Genomic DNA, 1,653 nt, shown 5'->3' with positions numbered 1-1,653 from the left:
GCCGGGCACGTCCGACGGCGGCGCGGACGATCCCGACCGGGAGCGGCGCATCGTCGGCGAGTGGGAGGAGATCTTCCAGTCGCAGTACAGAGCGGCGCGGGACGGCGTCTTCGGCGAGGACTTCTCCGGGTGGACCGCCTCCCACGACGGTCGCCCCATCCCGCTGGACCAGATGCAGGAATGGCGGCGCGCGGCGGTCGAACGCATCCTCGCCTTGAATCCGCGGCGGGTGCTGGAGATCGGCGTCGGCAATGGCCTCATCCTGTCCCGGGTGGCGGGGCACTGCGAGGCCTACTGGGGCACCGACCTCTCCGCGGACGCGATCGCGGCGCTGAGCGCGCACGTCCAGGCGCGTCCGGAGCTGGCCGAGCGGGTGCGGCTGCTGACCCGGCCGGCCGAGTCGCTCGCCGACCTGCCCTCCGGCTTCTTCGACACCGTCGTGCTCAACTCCGTGATCCAGTACTTCCCGAGCGCCGACTACCTGACCGACGTGCTGTCTGCGGCGTTCCGGCTGCTGGCGCCGGGCGGCGCGGTGTACCTCGGCGACGTCCGCGACCTCGGGACGCTGCGCTGTCTGCGCACCGAGATCGAGCTGCGGCGGGCCGACGACACCGCGGACGTCGCCGCGCTGCGGCGCGCCGTCGAACGGGCGGTGCTCGCGGAAAAGGAGCTGCTGGTCGATCCGCGCTACTTCGAGGAGGTGGTGCCGCGCCGGGTCGAGGGCGTCGCCGGCGTCGACATCAGGCTCAAGCGGGGACGCCACCACAATGAGCTGAGCCGCTACCGCTACGAGGTCGTGCTGTACAAGGAGGGCGGCGAGCCGCCGCGGGACCTGGCCGACGTGCCGCGGATGCGTTGGGACGAGCTGCTGGGCGGGATCGACGCCCTGGCCGCCCACCTGTCGGAGCGGCGGCCCGAGGCGCTGCGGGTCGTCGAGGCGCCGAATGCGCGGCTGGCCGGCGCGGTCGCCGCGATGTCCGCGCTGGACGGCGGCGAGCCGCTGCCCGCGGTGCGCGCGCGTCTCACCGCGCCGGACGCCGACGTCCCGGATCCCGAGGACTACCACCGGCTCGCCGAGCGGCTCGGTTACACGGCCGCTGTGACGTGGTCGGGCGAGGCGGCCGCGGGCGGCGTCGACGTGCTGTTCATCCGGGGCGGGGACGCTCGGTTCACCGCGGTGCGCGTCCCGGCCGGGCACGGCGGTTCCCGTGCGCCGCGCGACTACGCCAATGATCCGGGGCGCAGGCAGGCGGCCGAGAAGCTGGTGGCCTCACTGCGGGAGTTCCTGCGCGATCGGCTGCCGGAGTTCATGGTCCCCTCCGCGTTTGTGGCGATGGACGCCCTGCCGGTGACGCCGAACGGCAAGGTGGACCGCAAGGCGCTTCCGGCGCCGGCTCCGACGTCCTCCGGGGGCGGGCGGGAGCCACGCACCCCGCAGGAGGAGGTGCTCTGCGGGATCTTCGCGGAGGTGCTCGGCCTGCCCAGGGTGGGCATCGACGAGAGCTTCTTCGACTTGGGCGGGCACTCGCTGCTGGCGACCCGGGTGACCAGCCGGGTGCGCTCCCTGCTCGGCGCCGAGCTGGAGGTGCGGGATCTGTTCGACGCGCCGACGGTCGCGGCCCTGGCGAAAAGGCTCGATGGCACGCGCGGCAC

Annotated in this window: 1 protein-coding gene; it reads left to right on the top strand. The window is 73.9% G+C overall.

Annotation, left to right across the window (positions count from 1 at the left end):
* A partial coding sequence (locus AR3_RS29005; RefSeq protein WP_157406850.1) for a class I SAM-dependent methyltransferase occupies positions 1-1,653 on the top strand: 1,653 nt, incomplete at both ends.

Source organism: Actinomadura rubrobrunea NBRC 15275 (assembly GCF_001552235.1).
Classification (GTDB): Bacteria; Actinomycetota; Actinomycetes; order Streptosporangiales; family Streptosporangiaceae; genus Spirillospora; species Spirillospora viridilutea.
Note: the sequence above shows the minus strand (reverse complement) of the source record. Positions and strands in the feature narration are given on the sequence as shown.